This is a genomic window from Enterobacter sp. BIDMC 30, from assembly GCF_000534355.1.
GTDB classification, from domain to species: domain Bacteria; phylum Pseudomonadota; class Gammaproteobacteria; order Enterobacterales; family Enterobacteriaceae; genus Enterobacter; species Enterobacter ludwigii.
The window spans coordinates 3,130,305-3,152,683 of sequence record NZ_KI973169.1 but is presented as its reverse complement, the minus strand read 5'-3'; the positions used below and the strand labels follow the sequence as shown (position 1 = coordinate 3,152,683).

21 protein-coding genes are annotated in these 22,379 nt (G+C 54.4%); 17 read left to right on the top strand and 4 right to left on the bottom strand.

Annotation, left to right across the window (positions count from 1 at the left end; all coding sequences use genetic code 11):
- The first annotated feature begins 49 nt into the window (after positions 1-49).
- From acpP to ptsG, 8 genes are all read left to right on the top strand, one after another.
- On the top strand, positions 50-286 hold the full coding sequence (gene acpP, locus L466_RS07485; protein ID WP_003857954.1) for an acyl carrier protein: 237 nt from the start codon (positions 50-52) through the stop codon (positions 284-286).
- 88 nt (positions 287-374) lie between these two features.
- On the top strand, positions 375-1,616 hold the full coding sequence (gene fabF / locus L466_RS07490) for a beta-ketoacyl-ACP synthase II (RefSeq protein WP_014169576.1): 1,242 nt from the start codon (positions 375-377) through the stop codon (positions 1,614-1,616).
- A 121-nt stretch (positions 1,617-1,737) separates the two neighbouring features.
- Positions 1,738-2,547, top strand: coding sequence for an aminodeoxychorismate lyase (pabC, locus tag L466_RS07495; RefSeq protein ID WP_032681251.1), 810 nt, complete (start codon positions 1,738-1,740; stop codon positions 2,545-2,547).
- Between the two features lie 2 nt (positions 2,548-2,549).
- On the top strand, positions 2,550-3,572 hold the full coding sequence (gene yceG / locus L466_RS07500; protein WP_014169578.1) for a cell division protein YceG: 1,023 nt from the start codon (positions 2,550-2,552) through the stop codon (positions 3,570-3,572).
- Positions 3,562-4,203: a dTMP kinase gene (tmk, locus tag L466_RS07505; protein ID WP_032681250.1), complete on the top strand. Its 642-nt coding sequence runs from the start codon at positions 3,562-3,564 to the stop codon at positions 4,201-4,203. Before yceG ends, tmk begins: the two co-directional genes overlap by 11 nt.
- Positions 4,200-5,204 carry a DNA polymerase III subunit delta' gene (holB, locus tag L466_RS07510; protein ID WP_032681249.1) on the top strand — a complete coding sequence of 335 codons (1,005 nt, stop codon included), beginning with the start codon at positions 4,200-4,202 and terminating at the stop codon, positions 5,202-5,204. Before tmk ends, holB begins: the two co-directional genes overlap by 4 nt.
- Before the next feature lie 10 nt (positions 5,205-5,214).
- Positions 5,215-6,009, top strand: coding sequence for a metal-dependent hydrolase (locus L466_RS07515; protein ID WP_014169581.1), 795 nt, complete (start codon positions 5,215-5,217; stop codon positions 6,007-6,009).
- A gap of 297 nt (positions 6,010-6,306) precedes the next feature.
- Complete coding sequence (ptsG, locus tag L466_RS07520) at positions 6,307-7,740, top strand: PTS glucose transporter subunit IIBC (RefSeq protein WP_014169582.1); 1,434 nt, start codon at positions 6,307-6,309, stop codon at positions 7,738-7,740.
- Positions 7,741-7,797: 57 nt separating this feature from the next.
- Here ptsG and fhuE read toward each other — a convergent pair whose 3' ends face one another.
- Positions 7,798-9,987 carry a ferric-rhodotorulic acid/ferric-coprogen receptor FhuE gene (fhuE, locus tag L466_RS07525; RefSeq protein WP_032681248.1) on the bottom strand — a complete coding sequence of 730 codons (2,190 nt, stop codon included), beginning with the start codon at positions 9,985-9,987 and terminating at the stop codon, positions 7,798-7,800.
- Positions 9,988-10,337: 350 nt separating this feature from the next.
- Here fhuE and hinT point away from each other — a divergent pair, with 350 nt between their 5' ends.
- From hinT to L466_RS07565, 8 genes are all read left to right on the top strand, one after another.
- Positions 10,338-10,697: a purine nucleoside phosphoramidase gene (gene hinT / locus L466_RS07530; protein WP_006809243.1), complete on the top strand. Its 360-nt coding sequence runs from the start codon at positions 10,338-10,340 to the stop codon at positions 10,695-10,697.
- 1 nt (position 10,698) lies between these two features.
- A complete protein-coding gene (locus tag L466_RS07535; protein WP_014169585.1) occupies positions 10,699-11,073 on the top strand; it encodes a YcfL family putative periplasmic lipoprotein in 375 nt (124 codons plus the stop codon).
- Between the two features lie 10 nt (positions 11,074-11,083).
- Complete coding sequence (gene lpoB / locus L466_RS07540) at positions 11,084-11,731, top strand: penicillin-binding protein activator LpoB (protein ID WP_032677887.1); 648 nt, start codon at positions 11,084-11,086, stop codon at positions 11,729-11,731.
- Entirely contained in the window at positions 11,712-12,536 is an 825-nt protein-coding gene (gene thiK / locus L466_RS07545) for a thiamine kinase (RefSeq protein WP_032681247.1), read from the top strand. The genes lpoB and thiK overlap by 20 nt, the downstream gene beginning before the upstream one ends.
- 11 nt (positions 12,537-12,547) lie before the next feature.
- A complete protein-coding gene (gene nagZ / locus L466_RS07550; RefSeq protein ID WP_020884661.1) occupies positions 12,548-13,573 on the top strand; it encodes a beta-N-acetylhexosaminidase in 1,026 nt (341 codons plus the stop codon).
- A gap of 34 nt (positions 13,574-13,607) precedes the next feature.
- Positions 13,608-14,150 (top strand): alpha/beta hydrolase YcfP, encoded by a 543-nt coding sequence (gene ycfP / locus L466_RS07555; protein WP_013097106.1) that lies wholly within the window; start codon positions 13,608-13,610, stop codon positions 14,148-14,150.
- Positions 14,151-14,388: 238 nt separating this feature from the next.
- Complete coding sequence (locus tag L466_RS07560) at positions 14,389-15,693, top strand: NAD(P)/FAD-dependent oxidoreductase (RefSeq protein ID WP_014169589.1); 1,305 nt, start codon at positions 14,389-14,391, stop codon at positions 15,691-15,693.
- 192 nt (positions 15,694-15,885) lie between these two features.
- On the top strand, positions 15,886-16,425 hold the full coding sequence (locus tag L466_RS07565; RefSeq protein ID WP_008500779.1) for a glycine zipper 2TM domain-containing protein: 540 nt from the start codon (positions 15,886-15,888) through the stop codon (positions 16,423-16,425).
- Between the two features lie 59 nt (positions 16,426-16,484).
- Here the strand turns inward: L466_RS07565 and comR are convergent, their stop codons facing one another.
- Positions 16,485-17,120, bottom strand: coding sequence for a TetR family copper-responsive transcriptional repressor ComR (gene comR / locus L466_RS07570; protein WP_014169591.1), 636 nt, complete (start codon positions 17,118-17,120; stop codon positions 16,485-16,487).
- A gap of 244 nt (positions 17,121-17,364) precedes the next feature.
- On the opposite strand from comR, the gene bhsA reads away from it, so the two are divergent.
- Positions 17,365-17,622 (top strand): multiple stress resistance protein BhsA, encoded by a 258-nt coding sequence (bhsA, locus tag L466_RS07575; protein WP_013097102.1) that lies wholly within the window; start codon positions 17,365-17,367, stop codon positions 17,620-17,622.
- 79 nt (positions 17,623-17,701) lie between these two features.
- Here the strand turns inward: bhsA and L466_RS07580 are convergent, their stop codons facing one another.
- Entirely contained in the window at positions 17,702-18,667 is a 966-nt protein-coding gene (locus tag L466_RS07580; RefSeq protein WP_032681246.1) for a L,D-transpeptidase LdtC, read from the bottom strand.
- 149 nt (positions 18,668-18,816) lie between these two features.
- A complete protein-coding gene (gene mfd / locus L466_RS07585) occupies positions 18,817-22,263 on the bottom strand; it encodes a transcription-repair coupling factor (protein ID WP_025204447.1) in 3,447 nt (1,148 codons plus the stop codon).
- Positions 22,264-22,379: the final 116 nt, after the last annotated feature.

The following is a 22,379-nucleotide window of genomic DNA, read 5'->3' as shown; positions in this document are numbered from 1 at the left end:
CACTACGAAAACCATCGCGAAAGCGAGTTTTGATAGGAAATTTAAGAGTATGAGCACTATCGAAGAACGCGTTAAGAAAATTATCGGCGAACAGCTGGGCGTTAAGCAGGAAGAAGTTGTGAACTCCGCTTCCTTCGTTGAAGACCTGGGCGCAGATTCTCTTGACACCGTTGAGCTGGTAATGGCTCTGGAAGAAGAGTTTGATACTGAGATTCCGGACGAAGAAGCTGAGAAGATCACCACCGTTCAGGCTGCCATTGATTACATCAACGGTCACCAGGCGTAAGTGAACATCTCCAGGCGGTCATTCGACCGCCTGAGTTTTATCTTTTTTGTCCCACGAATCCCTTTTTATCCCTCCCTGGAGGACAAACGTGTCTAAGCGTCGTGTAGTTGTGACCGGACTTGGCATGTTGTCTCCTGTCGGCAATACCGTAGAGTCCACCTGGAAAGCTCTCCTTGCCGGTCAGAGCGGCATCAGCCTAATCGACCATTTCGATACTAGCGCCTATGCAACGAAATTTGCTGGCTTAGTAAAGGATTTTAACTGTGAAGAGATCATCTCGCGCAAAGAACAGCGCAAGATGGATGCCTTCATTCAATATGGAATTGTCGCTGGCGTTCAGGCCATGCAGGATTCTGGCCTTGAGATTACGGAAGAGAACGCAACCCGTATCGGTGCCGCTATCGGTTCCGGGATTGGCGGTCTGGGTCTGATCGAGGAAAACCATACATCTCTGATGAATGGCGGCCCGCGTAAAATCAGCCCGTTCTTCGTTCCGTCCACGATTGTTAATATGGTGGCAGGTCATCTGACCATCATGTTCGGCCTGCGTGGGCCAAGCATTTCTATCGCTACCGCATGTACCTCTGGCGTGCATAACATCGGCCAGGCCGCGCGCATGATTGCGTACGGCGATGCAGATGCTATGGTTGCGGGCGGTGCGGAAAAAGCCAGTACTCCGCTGGGAGTGGGTGGCTTTGGTGCAGCGCGTGCGCTGTCTACCCGCAACGATAACCCGCAGGCGGCAAGCCGTCCGTGGGACAAAGACCGTGACGGTTTCGTGCTGGGTGACGGTGCGGGTATGATCGTACTTGAAGAGTACGAACATGCTAAAAAACGTGGCGCGAAGATTTATGCTGAAGTTGTCGGCTTCGGGATGAGCAGCGATGCATACCACATGACGTCACCACCAGAAAATGGTGCGGGCGCCGCGCAGGCAATGGCCAACGCGATTCGCGACGCAGGTCTTACCCCGGAGCACATCGGTTACGTTAACGCGCACGGTACTTCTACGCCTGCAGGCGATAAAGCAGAAGCTCAGGCTGTTAAGTCTATCTTCGGCGAATACGCCAGCCGCGTGCTGGTGAGCTCCACAAAATCCATGACCGGTCACCTGTTGGGTGCGGCGGGTGCAGTAGAGTCTATCTACTCTATCCTTGCGCTGCGCGATCAGGCGGTTCCGCCAACCATCAATCTGGATAATCCGGATGAAGGTTGTGACCTGGACTTCGTTCCTCACGAAGCGCGTCAGGTAAGTGGTATGGAGTACACTTTGTGTAACTCCTTCGGCTTTGGTGGTACTAACGGTTCACTGATCTTCAAAAAGATCTGAGCCTGACTGCATCATGGCGATTAAAAAAGGTCCGCTTGTCGGGCCTTTTTTATTCAGCCTAATCTTCTTGTCGGCTGCATGGCATCCTGCCAGACTAAATGCCCACGCATAAGGAGCCACCATGTTTTTAATCAATGGCCTTGAGCAAAACACGCTTCCTGCTGGTGACAGGGCAACTCAGTTTGGTGATGGCTGCTTTACGACAGCGCGCATTCTCGACGGCAATGTCTGCCTGCTCGAGGCGCACCTTCGTCGTCTTCAGCAGGGTTGTGAAGCCTTGATGATCCCCTTCACGCACTGGGACACATTGCGTCAGGAGATGTGCCAGCTGGCGGCCGGGAAGCAAAGCGGTGTTCTGAAGGTGATTATCAGCCGCGGTAGCGGTGGCCGGGGATACAGCGGTACAGCTTGCCAGCACCCAACGCGGATCCTTTCGGTGTCTGCCTGTCCTGCTCATTATCTGCGCTGGCGTGAAGAGGGCATTACGCTAACGCTCAGCCCGGTACGTCTGGGGCGAAACCCTATGCTTGCCGGTATAAAACACCTCAACCGCCTTGAACAGGTACTGATTCGCACTCATCTTGAACAGACAGACGCTGATGAGGCGCTGGTTCTTGACAGCGAAGGGTTTATTACGGAATGCTGTGCGGCTAATTTACTCTGGCGGCAGGGGAGCGATGTTTATACGCCGTCGCTCGAGCAGGCTGGCGTCAACGGGATTATGCGTCAGTTTTGTTTGCAGCAGCTGGCACACTCTGGCTTTCGCGTTGTCGAAGTGAGCGCGAGAGAGGAGGCGCTGCACCAGGCTGATGAAATTATCATCTGTAATGCGCTGATGCCGGTTGTACCCGTCCGCGCGTATGGTCAATACATCTTGTCCTCGCGCGAGCTGTTTCAGTTTTTAGCCCCGATATGTGAGCAAACCCGATAGTCATGAAGAAAATGTTGCGCTTTGTCCTCCTCCTTATCGTTGCGCTGGGTGTTGCCGGCGGAGCGGGAGTGTGGAAAGTTCGTCAGCTGGCGAACAGTAAGATCCTGATTAAAGACGAGACGATTTTTACCCTGAAAGCGGGGACGGGCCGCCTGGCGCTTGGCGAACAGCTTTATGGCGACAAGATCATTAACCGTCCGCGCGTGTTTCAGTGGCTGTTACGTATCGAGCCTGAACTGTCTCATTTCAAAGCCGGTACCTATCGCTTTACGCCGGGGATGACCGTCAAAGAGATGCTTCAGCTGCTGGAAAGCGGTAAAGAAGCGCAGTTCCCGCTGCGTTTTGTTGAGGGGATGCGCCTGAGCGATTATCTCGAACAGCTGCGCGATGCTCCGTACATTAAGCATACCCTGAAAGATGACCGCTATCAGACGGTGGCCGAGGTACTGAAATTTGAACACCCTGAGTGGGTGGAAGGCTGGTTCTGGCCAGACACATGGATGTACACCGCAGGCACGACCGATGTGGCTATCCTCAAGCGGGCGCATAAAAAGATGGTGGCAGCCGTCGATTCCGCCTGGGAAGGGCGCATGGACGGTCTGCCATACAAAGATCAAAACCAGTTTGTCACGATGGCCTCAATTATTGAGAAAGAGACGGCCGTCGCCGCCGAACGCGATCAGGTGGCATCGGTCTTCATTAACCGTCTGCGTATCGGCATGCGTCTGCAAACGGACCCCACCGTCATCTACGGAATGGGCGAGAGTTATACCGGTAAGATTTCAAGAAAAGATCTGGAGACGCCAACGGCGTATAATACCTACGTGATTAGCGGTCTGCCGCCGGGCCCGATTGCCACGCCGAGCGAGGCTTCCCTGCGTGCGGCTGCGCATCCTGCTAAAACACCGTATCTCTATTTTGTGGCTGATGGAAAAGGGGGGCATACCTTTAACACCAACCTTGCCAGCCATAATCGCTCCGTTCAGGACTATCTGAAGGCACTTAAGGAAAAAAATGCGCAGTAAATACATTGTCATTGAGGGACTCGAAGGGGCGGGTAAAACCACGGCCCGCAACGTGGTGGTGGATACGCTCAAATCGCTTGGCGTTGCGGACATGGTATTTACCCGCGAGCCCGGCGGTACGCAACTGGCCGAAAAGCTGCGAAGCCTGGTGCTGGATATCAAATCCGTTGGTGACGAGGTCATCACAGATAAAGCCGAAGTATTGATGTTCTACGCGGCGCGTGTGCAGCTGGTGGAGACGGTCATTAAACCGGCCCTGGCTAATGGCAAGTGGGTAATTGGCGATCGTCACGATCTGTCGACCCAGGCTTATCAGGGCGGTGGACGTGGTATTGACCAGACGATGCTGGCCACGCTGCGCGATGTGGTGCTGGGTGATTTTCGCCCTGACCTGACGCTCTATCTGGATGTGATGCCGGAAGTGGGTCTCAAGCGCGCCCGTGCTCGCGGTGAGCTGGACCGCATTGAGCAGGAGTCTTTTGATTTCTTTAACCGTACCCGCGCGCGCTATCTGGAACTGGCGGATCAGGATGGCAGTATTCGCACCATTGATGCGACGCAATCCCTGGAAGAGGTCACCCGCGCAATTCAGAAGACGGTTACGCAGTGGCTACAGGAGCAACAGGCATGAAATGGTACCCATGGTTGCGCCCGCATTTTGAAAAGCTGATCGAAAGCTATCAGGCTGGTCGGGGGCATCATGCGTTACTGATTCAGGCACTGCCGGGAATGGGGGATGATGCATTGATTTACGCCATCACCCGCTTCCTGATGTGTCAGCAGCCGGAAGGCCATAAAAGCTGTGGTAAATGCCGTGGCTGCCAGTTAATGCAGGCGGGCACGCACCCTGACTATTACACGCTCGAGCCTGAGAAGGGCAAAAGCGCGCTCGGTATTGATGCCGTGCGTGAAGTCAGTGAAAAATTGTACGAACATGCGCGGCTCAGCGGCGCAAAAGTCGTCTGGCTCAAAGACGCAGCACAGCTTACCGAGGCGGCGGCGAATGCGCTGCTTAAAACGCTGGAAGAACCGCCGGAGAAAACGTGGTTCCTTCTCTCCTGTCGTGACCCGGGGCGTTTGCTGGCAACGCTGCGCAGCCGTTGTCGTCTTCATCACCTCGCGGTGCCTCAGGAATCATGGGCGCTGAGCTGGCTTGAGCGAGAAGTGACAACGTCACAGGAAGGGGCGCTCTCTGCGTTGCGCCTGAGCAGCGGTGCACCCGCGGCGGCGCTGGCATTACTGCAGCCAGAGGTCTGGTCACAGCGAGACGCGCTCTGCCGGGCCGTTGAGTCTTCCATCACCAGCCACGACTGGCTAAGTTTATTGCCTGCGCTTAACGGCGAGCAGGCCGCGGAACGTCTGCACTGGCTGGCTTCCTTACTTCTGGATGCGCTCAAACTCCAGCAAGGGGCAACGCTACTGACCAACCCGGACGTCTGGCCGCTGGTTAACACGCTGGCGAACAGCCTGTCAGGCGCATCATTACACGCTATCCTTCACGATATCTGTCAAAGTCGTGAACAACTTTTAACAGTGACCGGTCTTAATCGCGAGCTTTTACTGACCGACCAGTTGCTGCGTATCGAACATTACCTGCAACCAGGCGTGACACCGCCTGTTTCCCATCTCTGAGAGAGACATTATGTTTTTAGTCGACTCACACTGCCATCTTGATGGCCTGGATTATCAATCCCTGCATAAAAACGTGGACGACGTGCTGGCCAAAGCCGCTGCCCGTGATGTGAAGTTTTGCCTTGCCGTGGCGACAACGCTACCGGGGTATCGCGCCATGCGTGAGCTGGTGGGCGAGCGCGAGAACGTTGTTTTCTCCTGTGGCGTGCATCCGCTCAATCAGGATGAAGAGTATGACGTTGAGGAACTGCGCCGGCTGGCCGCAGAAGAGGGCGTCGTGGCGATGGGGGAAACCGGGCTGGATTACTACTACACGCCGGAAACGAAACCGCGCCAGCAAGCGTCGTTCCGCCATCATATTCGCATTGGTCGCGAGCTCAACAAGCCGGTGATTGTCCATACCCGTGATGCTCGCGCCGATACACTGGCGATCCTGAAGGAAGAAAAGGTGACGGATTGCGGTGGCGTACTACACTGTTTCACAGAAGACAGAGAAACAGCGGGTAAACTGCTTGATTTAGGGTTTTATATCTCGTTTTCGGGGATCGTGACGTTCCGTAACGCTGAGCAACTCCGCGAGGCTGCGCGCTATGTTCCGCTTGATCGCATCCTCGTGGAAACAGACTCTCCGTATCTGGCACCGGTGCCGCATCGCGGTAAAGAAAATCAGCCAGCCATGACGAGAGACGTAGCCGAGTACATGGCCGTGCTTAAAGGCGTCAGCATTGAAGAGCTGGCCCGCGTCACGACGGACAACTTCTCTACGCTGTTCCATATCGACCCCGCCCGCCTGCAATCTGTTTGATACGCCTGTTTTTTTTAGGCTCGTAATTAATACATAAAACGAGTAAAGTTCACCGCCTTATTTGGGGCGGTGAAGGTGTATTTAGACACATCCAGAAATGCTTTTTGTAAATAACTGAAAGTTTTTCGACCGTCTTAAGCTGAAACGTGATAGCCGTCAAACAAACTCAGAGGGAATTATTTTACTCTGTGTAATAAATAAAGGGCGCTTAGATGTCCTGTCCACGGCACGGTACTCCCCCCGGGCCAATGCGTGAAAGCGTAAAAAAAGCACAAATACTCAGGAGCACTCTCAATTATGTTTAAGAATGCATTTGCTAACCTGCAAAAGGTCGGTAAATCGCTGATGCTGCCAGTATCCGTACTGCCTATCGCAGGTATCCTGCTGGGTGTCGGTTCTGCTAACTTCAGCTGGCTGCCAGCCGTAGTTTCCCACGTGATGGCCGAAGCAGGCGGTTCCGTCTTTGCTAACATGCCTCTGATCTTCGCTATCGGTGTGGCGCTGGGCTTCACCAATAACGACGGCGTTTCTGCGCTGGCTGCAGTTGTTGCCTACGGCATCATGGTGAAAACCATGGCAGTGGTTGCGCCACTGGTTCTGCATTTACCGGCAGAAGAGATCGCTGCGAAACACCTGGCAGACACCGGTGTTCTGGGCGGTATCATCTCCGGTGCGATTGCAGCGTACATGTTCAACCGCTTCTATCGCATCAAGCTGCCTGAGTATCTGGGCTTCTTCGCGGGCAAGCGTTTTGTTCCGATTATTTCTGGCCTGGCAGCGATTTTCACTGGCGTGATCCTGTCCTTCATCTGGCCACCAATCGGTTCCGCTATCCAGACCTTCTCTCAGTGGGCTGCTTATCAGAACCCGGTTGTAGCGTTTGGTATCTACGGCTTCATCGAGCGTTGCCTGGTACCATTTGGTCTGCACCACATCTGGAACGTTCCATTCCAGATGCAGATTGGTGAATTCACCAACGCAGCAGGTCAGGTATTCCACGGTGATATCCCACGTTACATGGCGGGTGACCCAACTGCAGGTAAACTGTCTGGTGGCTTCCTGTTCAAAATGTACGGTCTGCCGGCAGCGGCAATTGCTATCTGGCACTCTGCTAAACCAGAGAACCGTGCAAAAGTGGGCGGTATCATGATCTCCGCAGCGTTGACCTCGTTCCTGACCGGTATCACCGAGCCGATCGAGTTCTCCTTCATGTTCGTTGCGCCGATCCTGTACATCATTCACGCGGTTCTGGCGGGTCTGGCGTTCCCAATCTGTATCCTGCTGGGTATGCGTGACGGTACGTCCTTCTCTCACGGCCTGATCGACTTCATCGTTCTGTCCGGTAACAGCAGCAAACTGTGGCTGTTCCCAATCGTTGGTGCGTGCTATGCCGTTGTTTACTACACCATCTTCCGCGTGCTGATCAAAGCACTGGACCTGAAAACACCAGGTCGTGAAGATGCGTCAGAAGACAGCAAAGCCACCGCGACAAGCGAAATGGCTCCGGCTCTGGTTGCCGCATTCGGCGGGAAAGAGAACATCACTAACCTGGACGCGTGCATCACTCGTCTGCGTGTTAGCGTTGCCGACGTCGCGAAAGTAGACCAGCCGGGTCTGAAAAAACTGGGTGCAGCAGGGGTTGTTGTTGCTGGTTCGGGCGTTCAGGCAATCTTCGGGACTAAATCCGATAACCTGAAAACCGAAATGGATGAGTACATCCGCAACAGCTAAGCTGTGACCTGGGGAGACTAAGGCAGCCGAATGGCTGCCTTTTTTATGGATAGAAACTTAAAAAGAGTAATTCGCGCTGACGGAGACGTTCAGCGGCGCGCCATAGACAACGTATGACCCGACGTAGTCGTAGTATTTTTTATCAAACAGGTTGTTAACGTTGGCCTGCAAGGCCAGGTCCCTGGTGACCTGATAACGGCTGAAGAGATTCACCAGCGCATAGCTGCCCTGTTCTGCACGTGACTGGCCTACCGGGCCACCCTCCACATCCGTCCACACTTTATTCTGCCAGTTCACCCCGCCGCCCACCGCCAGTTCTGGCAGCCTAGGCAATTGATAACGGGTAAACAGCTTCATGGTCGTGCGTGGCTGATCGGAACTGATGGCATTCCCGCGCTTATCTTCTGCAATAAACCGTGTCGCCCCGAAGGTTAACTGCCAGTTGTCGGTCAGTGCACCGTTTAGCTCAAATTCAATCCCTTTGCTGACTACGCCATCCAGTGATTCATAAATAGATTCGCCGCTCGGCATATAGGTGTAGGTATTGCTCGCCACGTTATCCTGTTCAATACGGAAAACGGCCAGTGAGGTGGTCAGGCGGGTGTTGAACCAGTCCGCTTTCACCCCCGCTTCGTAGCTTTTCCCGGTCGTAGGGTCGAGGTAACGGCCGCTCGCGTCACGCTTGTCCTGTGGCTGGAAAATAGAGGTGTAGCTGACATAGGTCGACCAGTCTTCATTGATGTCATAAACCAGTCCTGCATAAGGCGTTACGTCATCTTTGGAACTTTCCAGACGGGTATCCGGGGAGCCTGCCGGGTTGTAACGAATGTTATAGTTGGTGTAACGCGCGCCAAGGATCAGGTGCAGCGGGTCGGCCAGCGAGAATCGGGCCGAGGTATACGCCGATGACTGGCGAATGTCGTCCTGGCTATAGAGCTTCCACGGTGTCCACTGCGGGTCGGCGATAGTGCCATTCCAGTTTTTAAAATTACCCACATCCACCATACCGTATAACGCATCCGGCATGCTGTTATCGTAATGGTTACGCTGGCGGCTGAAGCTCCCGCCAAACATCATCTCATGCTGACGACCAAAAAGGCTGAAATCGCCACGCAGGAAGGCGTCGATGGCATCCTGCTTACGTTCACCGCGGTTCCAGCCGCCGTAGCCGACCATGCCCGCCCCGGTCTCTTTATCCGGATAGCCGGACATATACATAAGTTTGCTGTCGAAATGGGTTTCCGCATGCATGCCGTTGATATGCGCTTCCCAGCCGTTGTCAAAACGTTGGGTCAGGTTGGCAAAGATACGGGTGTTGTCTTTATCCGAGTAAGCCCAGTCAGGCGCAACGGTCTGGCTGCGGTCGTAATGGGTTTTGCTTCCGTCGCTATACCAGGTTGGCAGCCCGCCCCAGGTGGGATCGGCGGTGTGACTTTCCTGGTATTCATAGCCTACGGAGAGGGTCGTGCTATCGGTGACGTCGGCATCCACCACGCCATAGAGGAATTTTTTACGGTAGTGGTAGTTATCCACCGCGCTGTCGTTGTCCTGGTAACCGGTGATCAGACGACCGCGCACCTTGCCGGAATCTACCAGCGGGGCCTGTAAATCCAGCACATAGCGCTGCTTGTCCCAGCTGCCGTAGCTGGCGGAGACGTTCCCTTTGAATACGTTACTGTCTGCGTGCTTGCGCACCATATTGACGTAGGCGGATGGGTTACCGGTGCCGGACATCAGCCCGGTAGCGCCGCGAACCACCTCTATACGGTCATAAATGGCGGTGTCGGCGGCGGTGTCGCCAAAGTTCCATACTTCGCTGATGGAGGTCGGCAGGTCATCGAACGCATAGTTACTGACGAAGAATCCGCGCGAGTAAAATACGGTGCGGTCGCTGTCCTGCACCTGGGCCGTTACGCCGGTGGTGTTGGTTAACACCTGGCCGACTGACTGCAGGTTCTGATCTGCCATGCGCTGCTGGCTAATCACGCTGACGGACTGGGGGATATCGCGGGGAACAAGTAACAGTTTGGTCCCGGTGGTGGTGGTTTTTACGCTGTAGTCCTGATCCTGTCCGCTGGAGGGATCCTGTGCGTTATCAAAGCCACCCTCCACAACTACCGTATCTTCGGTCGTGGAGGCGGCAAAACTGACGGTTGGCATCAATGCCATAGCAATACAGGCTGCCAGCAACGAAGGTGTTGCGACAGGCTGGCGTTGCCCATCCCTGGTATGAGTAATGAAAGACATCATCAAACCCTTAATGAATGGTGAAGGTGGTCTGCATCAGTCCCGCGTGTGCGGGCTGATGTCGTTTTCTATGTTGAAAATGCGCATGAAAATGCAAATGCGAAATATACGCATTGAGATTAACGGTGTAAACAGATGTGTCAAAAGGAACTGAAATAATGTTTCAGGCGATCGCGACGCGTCAGCGCTCACTCTCCAGGCAGCTGGAGGAAATTCAGGAAAGAAATCGGTGGAGAAGGTTGAAAGGACAGGAGAATCTCGCTCATACTCTTGTGTTGTGTCACACAGTAATACTGAGAATGTGTTAATGGCGGCGCACTACGCCAGATTAAACAAAAAAGGAAAAGGTCATGGCTGAAGAAACGATTTTTAGTAAAATTATCCGCCGCGAAATCCCTTCGGATATCGTTTATCAGGATGAGCTGGTGACGGCTTTCCGGGACATTTCTCCTCAGGCTCCGACACATATCCTTATTATTCCTAATATTCTGATTCCGACCGTAAACGACGTAAAAACCGAGCATGAAGTAGCGTTAGGTCGTATGCTGACAGTGGCCGCAAAAATTGCTGAGCAGGAAGGGATTGCTGAAGACGGTTACCGTCTCATCATGAACTGTAATCGCCACGGTGGTCAGGAAGTTTATCATATTCACATGCATCTGCTGGGTGGACGTCCTCTGGGGCCGATGCTGGCACATAAAGGTCTTTGACATGCTTAAAGGGCGTATTGCAGCGCTGGTAATGACGATGTTGATCGTAGGGTGCAGCACGCGTCCGGCGATCCCCGTCAGCGATGAACAGACGCTGGTGATGGAATCCTCCGTACTTGCTGCGGGCATCACGGCGCAACAACCTGCGTTGTCGATCAGTGAAATCAACTCTTCTGCTTCCTCTACGCTCTTTAATGAAAGACAAGAACCAGTGACGGTGCACTACCGTTTTTTCTGGTATGACGTACGAGGTCTTGAAATGCATCCGCTGGAAGCGCCGCGCAGCGTCACTATTCCGGCAAGATCGTCGGTAACGCTCTATGGCAGCGCCAACTATCTGGGTGCACATAAGGTGAGACTTTATCTTTATTTGTAAGGGGTGAACCTTGATTAAAAATTTGAGCCGTTATGCGCTCGTGACTGCTTTCGCTCTGTTCCTCGCAGGGTGTGTGACCCGAACTGAAGAACCTGCGCCTGTGGAAGAGGCCAAACCGGGTACCGAGCAGCCGACACAGCCAACGCAGCCGCCGCCAACCGTACCGACTGTGCCGTCTATTCCGTCGCAGCCTGGTCCAATTGAACATCCGGATCAGACATCGCAGCCTGCGCCGCGCGTTCGCCATTACGACTGGAACGGTGCGATGCAACCGATGGTCGGCAAAATGCTGCAGGCTCAGGGTGTGACCGCGGGCAGCGTATTGCTGGTTGATAGCGTGAATAACCGTACCAACGGTTCGCTGAACACGGGCGAAGCGACAGAAACCCTGCGCAATGCCCTGGCCAATAACGGTAAGTTTACGCTGGTCTCGGCACAGCAGCTCGCGGTAGCCAAGCAGCAGTTGGGCCTGTCACCGCAGGACAGCCTCGGTTCACGCAGCAAGGCGATTGGGATTGCCCGTAACGTCGGTGCGCAGTATGTGCTTTACTCCAGTGCCACCGGTAACGTGAATACGCCAGCCCTGCAGATGCAGCTGATGCTGGTTCAGACAGGCGAGATTATCTGGTCAGGTAAAGGTGCCGTTACGCAACTCTGACTGTACGCGTGAAGAGATCCTGACGCGTTATTTTCCACAGTATCGCCTTATCGCGCCGCAGGCCCCTTCCGGGCTTGGCGGCGCGAGTTGCATTATAGAGCAGGGCGAGCAACGTCTGGTATTGCGGCAGAATCACGATCCCTTAGCGTCTTCATCCCATTTCCGCCGTCAGTTTCGGGCACTGAAACGTCTTCCGGCGGATCTGGTGCCAAAGCCCCGTTTTTACCGCCAGGGCTGGATGGCCGTGGAGTATCTGGCAGGGGAGATCGGCAACACGCTACCGGAAACGGCAGTGCTTGCGGCTATGCTCTGTCATCTGCACCGGCAACCGCGCCTGGGGTGGCGGGTGACGCTGCTGCCGTTGCTTGAACAATACTGGCAGCAGGCTTCGGCCGACAGGCGAAGCCCATTCTGGCTGGCACAGCTAAAACGGCTGCGTAAAACGGGCGAACCGCAGCCGCTTCGGCTCTCGCCGCTGCATATGGATGTTCATGCCGGAAATATTGTTCATACGTCCCTCGGTGCGAGGCTTATCGACTGGGAGTATGCCGGTGACGGAGACGTGGCGCTGGAGCTGGCGGCCGTCTGGTCGGAAGATGATGCTGCGCGGCAGCGGCTCATCACCGACTACGCCCGGATAGCGCACATGAATGCCGACGCCCTGAGGCGTCAGGTGAGGCGCTGGCGACCGTGGGTCGTCATGCTGATGGCTGGCTGGTTTGAAATGCGCTTTCAGCAATCCCGAGATAAACAATTTATTGCGCTGGCAGATGATGCCTGGCGTCAGTTACAAACTAAAGGATAAGAGAGGTTGGTGTGGGTCCAGTCATGTTGGATGTAGAAGGGTTTGAGCTGGATGCGGAGGAGCGTGAAATACTGGCGCACCCGCTGGTGGGAGGCTTGATCCTGTTCACCCGCAACTATCACGATCCGGCGCAGCTGCGAGAACTGGTGCGCCAGATCCGTGCTGCATCGCGCAATCATCTGGTGGTGGCCGTCGATCAGGAAGGCGGACGTGTACAGCGTTTCCGCGAAGGCTTTACTCGCCTGCCTGCCGCCCAATCTTTTGCGGCATTACTGGGCACGGAAGAGGGGGGCAAACTGGCGCAAGAGGCCGGCTGGCTGATGGCCAGCGAGATGATTGCCATGGATATCGACATCAGTTTTGCGCCGGTTCTGGACGTGGGGCATATCAGCGCCGCCATTGGCGAACGCTCATACCATGAAGATCCGCGTATTGCGCTGGCGATAGCGAGCTGTTTCATTGACGGTATGCACGACGCGGGAATGAAAACCACCGGGAAACATTTCCCGGGACACGGTGCGGTGACCGCCGACTCGCACAAAGAGACGCCGCGCGATCCGCGTCCGGAAGCTGATATTCGTGCCAAAGATATGTCGGTGTTCCGCTCCCTGATCACCGATAACAAGCTGGACGCCATCATGCCAGCGCACGTGATTTACAGCGACGTCGACCCGCGTCCTGCAAGCGGGTCCGCGCACTGGCTGAAAACCGTTTTGCGTCAGGAACTGGGGTTTAATGGCGTGATTTTCTCAGACGATTTGTCGATGGAAGGGGCGGCGATTATGGGCAGCTACGCGGAGCGCGGTCAGGCGTCGCTGGACGCAGGTTGCGATATGATCCTCGTCTGCAATAATCGTAAAGGTGCCGTCAGCGTGCTGGATAACCTGTCGCCGATCAATGCACAGCGTGTTACACAATTGTATCATAAAGGTTCATTTAGCCGTCAGGAGCTGATGGACTCGGCGCGCTGGAAGACGGTCAACGCGCAGCTTGAAGCCCTGAATGAACGCTGGCAGGCACATAAAGCCAGCCTGTAAATCCTCCCGGAAGGCGTAGCGTGGTGAGAAGACAATGATCATCTATTTACACGGTTTTGACTCAAACAGTCCTGGTAATCATGAGAAGGTCCTGCAGCTGCAGTTTATCGATCCGGATGTCCGGCTGATCAGTTACAGCACACGCCATCCAAAGCATGATATGCAGCACCTGCTCAAAGAGGTGGACAAGATGTTGCAGCTCAACATCGATGACCGTCCGCTGATTTGTGGCGTGGGATTAGGTGGCTACTGGGCAGAGCGGATTGGATTCCTGTGCGATATCCGCCAGGTGGTGTTCAATCCTAATCTTTTCCCGAATGAGAACATGGAAGGCAAAATTGACCGCCCTGAAGAGTATGTCGATATTGCCACCAAGTGCGTCAGTAATTTTCGGGAGAAAAACCGCGACCGTTGTCTGGTGATCCTGTCGCGTAATGATGAAGCCCTTAACAGCCACCGGGCGGCTGAGTTGCTGCATCATTACTATGAAATTGTCTGGGATGAAGAACAGACCCACAAATTCAAGAATATCTCCCCGCATTTGCAGCGGATCAAAGCCTTCAAAACCCTGGGCTAATCCACTGCGTACGACCTGCCAGGCCCGGCCGCGAAAGCGCGCCGGGCTTTCTTTTTGTCCAGAATTGTCTACTTTTAAGCCATCAAAACTTGATGCATATCAATTTTGGTATGACCAATGCGCCTGACGTGGTATTCTCAATGCACCTGAATGGTTTCAGTGCTGTAACCTGTTGTTAATTAAGGGTTATTTTTATAACTTTTAATTAACAATTGGTTAATAATTTGAGGGGGTCACGTTGACTACGCCATTGAAAAAGATAGTGATTGTCGGCGGTGGTGCTGGCGGGCTGGAGCTGGCTACACAGTTAGGCAAGAAGCTCGGTCGCGGCAAAAAAGCCAAAATTACGCTGGTGGATCGTAACCACAGCCATTTGTGGAAACCGCTGTTGCACGAAGTGGCGACCGGTTCACTGGATGAGGGCGTGGACGCGCTGAGCTATCTGGCACATGCGCGCAATCACCATTTCCAGTTCCAGCTGGGCTCCGTGGTGGATATCAATCGTGAGAGCAAAACCATTACCCTGGCAGAGCTGCGCGATGAAAAAGGGGAACTGCTGGTTCCTGAGCGCAAACTGCCGTATGACACGCTGGTCATGGCGCTGGGCAGTACCTCCAATGATTTCAACACACCAGGTGTAAAAGAGCACTGTATCTTCCTCGATAACCCACATCAGGCACGTCGTTTCCACCAGGAAATGCTGAACCTGTTCCTGAAGTACACCAGCAATATGGGTGCGAACGGGAAAGTTAATATCGCGATTGTTGGTGGGGGGGCGACGGGCGTCGAGCTTTCTGCTGAGCTGCACAACGCGGTGAAACAGCTGCACAGCTACGGTTATAAAGGCTTAACCAATGATGCGCTGAACGTGACGCTGGTTGAAGCGGGTGAACGTATTCTGCCAGCGCTGCCTCCGCGCATTTCCGGTGCGGCGCATAATGAACTGACCAAGCTGGGCGTGCGGGTTCTGACCCAAACCATGGTAACCAGCGCGGACGGCGGCGGCCTGCATACCAAAGATGGCGAGTACATCAAAGCAGACCTGATGGTCTGGGCTGCTGGCATCAAAGCACCTGATTTTATGAAAGAGATTGGCGGGCTGGAAACGAACCGTATTAACCAGCTGGTGACCGAGCCGACCCTGCAAACCACACGCGATCCGGACATTTTCGCCATCGGCGACTGTGCTTCCTGCGCGCGTCCGGAGGGCGGTTTTGTGCCTCCGCGTGCTCAGGCAGCGCACCAGATGGCAAGCCTGGTACTGCACAATATTCTGGCGCAGTACAAAGGTAAGCCGATGAAAGCCTATGTCTATAAAGACCATGGTTCTCTGGTATCGCTCTCGAACTTCTCTACCGTCGGCAGCCTGATGGGTAACCTGATGCGCGGCTCTATGATGGTGGAAGGACGTATTGCACGCTTTGTCTATATCTCGCTCTATCGTATGCACCAGATTGCCCTGCACGGTTACTTCAAAACCGGGCTGATGATGCTGGTGGGACGAATCAACCGCGTTATTCGACCACGCCTGAAGCTGCACTAATATTCTCTCCCTCCGGGGCCTCCGGAGGGAATTTTTAGCATATCATGCTGCTCATCGTACATTGAGTGCTTAAGAGTTCTCCTAAACACGATATATCTCTCCTCCACGTCCACTTTTTGATCCTTTGTCTTATTGGCGAAGCGCGACCTGCATTGCAAAATTGTTACCAATAGCAACAAAGGAGGAAGTCCCGTGAATAAATCAATGTTGGCGGGTATAGGGATTGGCGTCGCTGCTGCGTTAGGTGTGGCTGCCGTTGCCAGTCTCAACGTACTGGATCGCGGCCCACAATACGCACAGGTCGTGTCTGCTACCCCGATTAAAGAAACCGTGAAAACACCTCGTCAGGAGTGCCGTAACGTCTCCGTGACCCATCGCCGTCCGGTACAGGATGAAAACCGTATCGCCGGTTCAGTACTGGGTGCGGTTGCCGGTGGTGTGATTGGCCATCAGTTTGGTGGTGGTCGTGGTAAAGATGTGGCGACCGTGGTCGGCGCGCTGGGCGGCGGCTATGCCGGTAACCAGGTGCAGGGCGCTATGCAGGATAACGACACGTACACGACGACTCAGCAGCGCTGCAAAACCGTCTATGACAAGTCGGAGAAAATGCTGGGTTACGACGTGACGTACAAAATTGGCGATCAGCAGGGCAAGATCCGCATGGATAAAGACCCGGGCACTCAAATTCCGCTGGATGGAAACGGCCAGCTGGTACTGAATAATAAAGTGTAAAAAAGATGTTCTCTGAACTTAGCTCCTCAAGCGCTCAGGCTGAGGAGCTTTTTTTTACGTCAGATTTTAAGCAGTTCAGGCCACAGTTTCAGCGTGGTCGCGGTAATGGTTTGCAGTTTTTCCAGCGTAGCCCCTTCACGGGCGCTTATCGACATACCCTGCAAAATACAGTTCAGGTATTGCGCCAGCATCTGTGGATTGCAATGCGCAGGAATTTCACCTCGTTGTTGACGCTGAGACAGGAACGCGCTTAGCGTCTCTTCCTGCATGGCATGGCGCGATTTCACCGTGTTGGCAATCTCTTTTGAGGAGGCCGCAAGGGTGGCAGAGGTGTTAATCATAAAGCAGCCCGCAGGGGTATCTTTACTGGTGAAGCAGGTCGCGACGGTGGTGAAGTAGTCCCGTAGCGCCTGTTCTACGCTTTTCTCTTCACAAAACAGCTGGGCTTCGTGTTTCGCCGCAAAGCGCGAAATGTATCTGTCCAGCACTGCCCTGAACAGCCCCTCTTTATTGGTGAATTCAGCATACAGCGTGGGTGCTTTGGCACCGGTAGCTTCCACCAGATCGGAAAGCGAGGTCGCTTCATACCCATGTTGCCAGAAGAGAGTCATGGCCTTATCAAGCGCTGCATCCCTGTCGAACACTTTTGGTCGGCCACGGCTTTTCTTCGCGCAACTCGTCACGTCGGTTGTCATTTGCCGTTGGTCCTCTGTTGGTTTGTTGAATAATCATTATAAAAATAATCGCGGGTGACCACCAGCACTGATGAGAGAAAAATAAATTAATCATATGGGTATGAAAAATAACGAATTTAAAATTTAATTAATGTTCGTTATAAAAAGATGTTGACGCGTGAGCTGGATCACATTTATGATTTACCTATCGATCGTTAACTAAATAGATAACGACCTCCAAATCATCTGCCTAAAGGTAAAAATCATGAAAAACGTAAAAACCCTCATCGCTGCTGCTGTTCTGAGTTCACTTTCTTTCGCAAGCTTCGCTGCTGTTGAAGTGCAATCAACCCCTGCTGACCAGCATAAAGTCGGGACTATCTCTGCTTCTGCCGGGACTAACCTGGGCTCACTGGAAGATCAGCTGGCGCAGAAAGCTGACGAGATGGGTGCAAAATCTTTCCGCATCACCTCCGTGACCGGTCCTAACACCCTGCACGGCACCGCTGTTATCTACAAATAAGCCTGGCTAAACCCTCATTTATGCCACTGCGATGCCACTGTAAAAAAGCCCTGCTCAGCAGGGCTTTTTTTATTGGGGATCACATCGACTGCTGGGTGACATCCTGATGCCGGGTGACATCGGTGGGCATCCCGGAACGCGCCTCCATCGCACGCTCCATCACGATGCCATCCGTGCGGGCATTCGTTTTAAAGCTCACCATCGCGGCATTCAGATTAATTGGCAGTGTCTGCGGATCGTCGCCAATGTTTTTCGATAACGGCTGGTGAATTTCAACCAGTCTTACGCCACCCGGCTCCTCAGAAACCTTAATGGGCGTATTAATAATATTCACTCGGGTACCAGGCGTGATCACGCTATAGAGCGTCTTGATATCATCATCGCGCAGACGAATACAGCCGGAACTGACGCGCATCCCGATACCGAAATCCGCATTTGTTCCATGCAGAAGGTAAACGCCACCATAGGCCGCAAGACGGATCGCGTGGTGACCCATCGGATTCTCCGGACCCGCTGGCACCACAGCCGGCAAATCAATCCCCTGTGCTTTATAGCGAGCACGAATATTAGCCGTTGGCGTCCAGGTTGGGTTGGCACGTTTATCCGATACGGTGGTGACCATTGTTGGGGTCAGCGTGTCGCCGCCCAGTTGGCCAATACCGATTGGATAAACGGTGACTTCATTTTTACCCGGTGGGTAATAGTAAAGACGCAGCTCGGCAAGGTTTATCACGATCCCTTCGCGCGCTACATCCGGGAGAATAGTCTGCAACGGGATGGTCAGGACGCTGCCAGCGCGTGGCACATAGGGGTCGACGCCAGGGTTAGCCTGCAGCAGAGCCAGAAAGCCTACGTTATATTTTTTGGCAATCGCTTCGAGTGATCCTCCATTATTTTCAACCACATGGAAACGGTTTTCGCCCACGACCTTGCTGCCAGCAGGGGGAAGAGGCCAGGTATTTGCGCGTGCAGGAAGCGCAACAGCGACCGTTGCTGCCAGCGCAAACACGGTTATCCAGCGGGTAAAACGCGAAGAGGTCATCATCACCATAATCCATATAAATAATAAGGTTATTGTTTTATAAGGCGTTAACGATAATTATGGCGAATGGGTATGTCGGGAAATCCAGGTGAAGTGCAAAGAGTTTGTAAATTGTCCCCCCGTAAGCATTGCGCCAACGGGGGGAAGGGGAATTATGCGACAGCGTTCTCTTCCAGCTGACGCATAAAGTGACGAACCCACTCCATCCGGTTTTTACGATCCGTCAGCTCCTGCGTAAATTTCAGACGCGTTGGACCATCCAGACGGAAATGCTGCGGCTGTTTCTGGAGCAGACCGATTAGCCACATCGGATTAACGTGATTCTTCTCGGCAAATTCAATCACGCCACCTTTTTCATTGCCTTCGAGCTTACGAATGCCCAGCTTCTGTGCCTGCTGGCGCAGCCTCGCAATATCCAGCAGGTTTCTCGCGGCATCCGGCAACAGGCCAAAGCGATCGATCAGCTCTACCTTAATTTCATCCAGTTCGTTCTCATTTTTCGCACTGGCGATACGTTTGTAGAACGACAGACGCGTGTTCACATCCGGAATAAAATCATCCGGCAGCAGGGAAGGCATGCGCAGTTCCACCTCAGTTTGCTGGCTGGTCAGATCTTCCAGCGATGGCTCACGTCCGGCCTTCAGGGCATCGACCGCATTTTCCAGCAGCTCCATATAGAGCGAGAAGCCGATGGTTTCCATCGAGCCGCTCTGGTCTTCGCCCAGAAGTTCACCTGCACCGCGGATCTCAAGGTCGTGTGTCGCCAGCGCGAAGCCCGCGCCCAGATCTTCCAGCGATGCGATAGCCTCCAGACGTTTTTGCGCATCGGTGGTCATCGCTTTCGGATGCGGGGTCAGCAGCCAGGCGTAGGCCTGATGGTGCGAGCGGCCAACACGGCCACGCAACTGGTGAAGCTGCGCCAGTCCAAAGTGATCCGCGCGCTCAATAATGATGGTATTGGCCGTCGGAATATCGATCCCGGTCTCAATGATGGTGGTACACACCAGGACGTTAAAGCGCTGGTGGTGGAAATCGTTCATCACCCGCTCCAGCTCGCGCTCGCGCATTTGACCGTGACCGATAGCGATGCGCGCTTCCGGCACCAGTTCTGCCAGCCTGTCCGCCGCTTTCTGGATATTTTCCACGTCGTTATAGAGATAATAGACCTGACCCCCGCGCAGTACTTCACGCAGAATAGCCTCGCGTACGACCAGGTTGTCGTACTCACGAACAAAGGTTTTTACCGCCAGACGACGTGCCGGCGGCGTGGCGATAATCGACAGGTCGCGCATGCCGCTCATCGCCATATTCAGCGTTCGCGGAATCGGTGTGGCGGTGAGGGTGAGGATATCGACGTCGGCACGCATCGCTTTAATACGCTCTTTATGACGGACCCCGAAGCGGTGTTCTTCATCGACGATCAACAGCCCCAGATCTTTCCACTTCACATCACTCTGCAGCAGCTTGTGGGTGCCGATCAGAATATCGATCTTACCCTCGCTGGCCTGTTCCAGAATCTGCGTCTGCTCTTTGGTGCTGCGAAAACGTGACAGCATCTCAATACGAACCGGCCAGTTGGCGAAACGGTCGCGGAAGTTGTCAAAATGCTGTTGGGCGAGCAGGGTGGTAGGCACCAGCACCGCGACCTGTTTGTTGTTTTCTACAGCGAGGAAGGCGGCGCGCATCGCCACTTCGGTTTTGCCGAAGCCGACATCGCCGCAAACCAGCCTGTCCATCGCCAGCGGCTGGCACATGTCGCTCAGCACAGCATTAATGGCCTGGGCCTGATCCGGGGTGGTTTCAAACGGGAAGCTATCGCAGAACATCTGGTACTGTTGTTTATCATGCCTGAAGGCAAAGCCTTCTTTGGCCGCGCGTTGGGCGTAGATATCCAGCAGTTCTGCCGCCACATCACGCACTTTTTCCGCGGCTTTCTGCCGCGCGCGCGCCCAGGCGTCGCCGCCCAGTTTATGTAATGGCGCATGATCTTCTGCACCGCCGGCATAGCGGCTGATGAGATGCAGGGAAGAGACCGGCACATAGAGTTTGGCGTCATTGGCGTAGGTCAGCATCAGGTATTCGCCCTTGATGCCACCGGCTTCCAGCGTCGTCATGCCCTGATAACGGCCCACCCCGTGCTCCAGGTGAACAATCGGCTGGCCGGGGTGCAGTTCGGCGAGGTTACGGATCAGCGTGTCCGGATTAATGGTGCGACGGCTGTCCTGACGGCGGCGCGCCACGCGTTCCCCCAGCAGGTCGCTTTCGCAAATCAGCGCCAGATTGTTGAGGGTATCCACAAACCCGTGCTCGGCGGAGCCAATCATCAGATAACGGCCATTACCGGTGGCTTCACTCAGGCGCAAAATACGTTTCGGCGCGATTTTGATCCGCCCCAGCAGTTCACCCAGCGCTTCCCGGCGGCCTTCGCTTTCAACGGAGAACACGACCGGCCCGGTAAAGGATTCGAGGAACTTGCGCAGATTATCCAGCGGCGACTTCTGCTGCGCCTGAACGGATAAATCCGGTAGCGTGCGGAAGGCGAGGTTGGTATTGGCGGCCTTGTCGGCGAGCGAATCGGTTTTGAGCTGCATACGCGGCCAGCGTTTCAGCTCGGCGTTCAGCTCGTCGGTGCGCAGCCACAGCACCTCCGGTGGCAACAGCGGACGCATCGGGTCCACGCCCCGGTTTTCAAAGCGGGCGCGAGTTTCGCTCTCAAAACGGCTGGCGCTGGCGTCGATATCACCGGTGTTAACAATCAGCGTATTGGCCGGGAAATAGCTGAACAGCGCGGGCAGAGGCTCGTTAAAGAACAGCGGCTGCCAGTATTCAATACCCGCCGGCAGCGTCCCTTTACTGACCTGCTGATAGATATGTTCGGCATCGCGTTTGACGTCGAATCTGTCGCGCCACTGGCTGCGGAACAGCTCGATTGCGGTTTTGTCTGTCGGGAACTCATGTGCGGGCAGTAAATTGATGGAGTCCACTTCTTCCAGCGTGCGCTGCGTGTCGGCGTCGAATACGCGCAGGCTGTCGATTTCATCATCGAAGAAATCCAGACGATACGGCTGGTCGCTGCCCATCGGGTAAAGATCGAGCAGTGCACCACGCGTGGCATATTCCCCGTGCTCCATCACCTGATCGACATGGCGATAACCGGCGCTGTCGAGCTGTGCACGCAGGGCGTCCCGGGACAGGCGCTGGCCTTTTTTCATCACCAGCGCATGGCCATGAAGATAGCTGTGCGGACAGACGCGCTGCATCAGGGTGTTTACGGGGACGATCAGCACGCCGCGCTGCATCGTCGGTAACTGATACAGGGTCGACAGACGAGAGGAGATGATCTCCTGGTGCGGCGAGAAACTGTCATACGGCAGCGTTTCCCAGTCGGCCAGACTGAACACCAGATTGTCAGTGAACTGGCGAATTTCATCATGCAGGCGCAGGGCATTTTGCATATCCGGGGCAACCAGTACCACCGGACCCGGGTGTCGCTCAGCGATTTCTGCCACCAGCGTGGCGCACGCCGCGCCAGTAAGTTCGCCCAGCTGGCGCTGATCGCCCGCTTTGACAGGCAAGGAATATCGATAGTGTTCAGGCATGGCTATGTCAGAGTCTCTTGGGGATATACCAACAGTATTGGGGCATATCACTGATACGCAATGTCTTTATTATCCTCGATCGTTTTACATAATCAAACCGGAACCGCACAGGGAGG

Excerpts from the sequence above, each read along its gene's own strand:
- tmk (WP_032681250.1), top strand. The coding sequence starts at position 3,562 with ATGCGCAGTAAATACATTGTCATTGAGGGACTCGAAGGGGCGGGTAAA.
- comR (WP_014169591.1), bottom strand. The coding sequence starts at position 17,120 with ATGACAACCGACGTGACGAGTTGCGCGAAGAAAAGCCGTGGCCGACCA.
- ptsG (WP_014169582.1), top strand. The coding sequence starts at position 6,307 with ATGTTTAAGAATGCATTTGCTAACCTGCAAAAGGTCGGTAAATCGCTG.
- fhuE (WP_032681248.1), bottom strand. The coding sequence starts at position 9,987 with ATGTCTTTCATTACTCATACCAGGGATGGGCAACGCCAGCCTGTCGCA.
- holB (WP_032681249.1), top strand. The coding sequence starts at position 4,200 with ATGAAATGGTACCCATGGTTGCGCCCGCATTTTGAAAAGCTGATCGAA.
- bhsA (WP_013097102.1), top strand. The coding sequence starts at position 17,365 with ATGAAAAACGTAAAAACCCTCATCGCTGCTGCTGTTCTGAGTTCACTT.
- hinT (WP_006809243.1), top strand. The coding sequence starts at position 10,338 with ATGGCTGAAGAAACGATTTTTAGTAAAATTATCCGCCGCGAAATCCCT.
- ycfP (WP_013097106.1), top strand. The coding sequence starts at position 13,608 with ATGATCATCTATTTACACGGTTTTGACTCAAACAGTCCTGGTAATCAT.
- mfd (WP_025204447.1), bottom strand. The coding sequence starts at position 22,263 with ATGCCTGAACACTATCGATATTCCTTGCCTGTCAAAGCGGGCGATCAG.
- pabC (WP_032681251.1), top strand. The coding sequence starts at position 1,738 with ATGTTTTTAATCAATGGCCTTGAGCAAAACACGCTTCCTGCTGGTGAC.
- L466_RS07580 (WP_032681246.1), bottom strand. The coding sequence starts at position 18,667 with ATGATGACCTCTTCGCGTTTTACCCGCTGGATAACCGTGTTTGCGCTG.
- yceG (WP_014169578.1), top strand. The coding sequence starts at position 2,550 with ATGAAGAAAATGTTGCGCTTTGTCCTCCTCCTTATCGTTGCGCTGGGT.
- L466_RS07535 (WP_014169585.1), top strand. The coding sequence starts at position 10,699 with ATGCTTAAAGGGCGTATTGCAGCGCTGGTAATGACGATGTTGATCGTA.
- L466_RS07515 (WP_014169581.1), top strand. The coding sequence starts at position 5,215 with ATGTTTTTAGTCGACTCACACTGCCATCTTGATGGCCTGGATTATCAA.
- acpP (WP_003857954.1), top strand. The coding sequence starts at position 50 with ATGAGCACTATCGAAGAACGCGTTAAGAAAATTATCGGCGAACAGCTG.